Annotated in this window: 1 protein-coding gene; it reads right to left on the reverse strand. The window is 71.0% G+C overall.

Annotated features, from left to right (window positions below; genetic code table 11):
• Positions 1–452 (reverse strand): acyl-CoA thioesterase domain-containing protein (locus QC029_RS30515; protein WP_279559082.1); only part of this gene is annotated, 452 nt, incomplete at its 3' end.
• Positions 453–476 lie beyond the last annotated feature (24 nt).

Raw genomic sequence — 476 nt, forward strand, 5'->3', positions numbered from 1 at the left:
GCGCTGATGAACTGGGCGGTGGGGGAGGACTCCTCGCCCTCCACCACGGCCTTGCTGATCCGCAGCCAGCCCGCGCCGCTGCCCGGGCGGGGCATGCGCGCCACGCGGGCCTCGAGGGAGCCGATGTAGCCGCCGCCCCACTGCTCGTACATGTTCAGCTCCTCGCACTGCTCCAGCGGCGTGAGCGGCTCGATCTCCCCGCCCGCCACGTCCTGGGTGTCCGAGGTCTTCAGCCGCCACATGCTCAGCCGGATGCAGTCCCGCCCGCCGCTGCTCATGGTGGCCTCCACCAGCTCGATGGTCTTGCCCGGGCGCAGCACGCGGGTGTGCACCTCGATCTCGCCGCCGGCGATGAACCCCAGGATGTCGAACGAGAAGCGCACCGGGATCATGTCCTCGCGCGGGTGGTTGCGCTCGATCTCGTGCACCAGCAGCCCGGAGGACGCCGCCATGTGCTGCTCCTGGGGGCTCCATGC

Source organism: Streptomyces sp. DH37 (assembly GCF_029813835.1).
Lineage (GTDB): Bacteria > Actinomycetota > Actinomycetes > Streptomycetales > Streptomycetaceae > Streptomyces.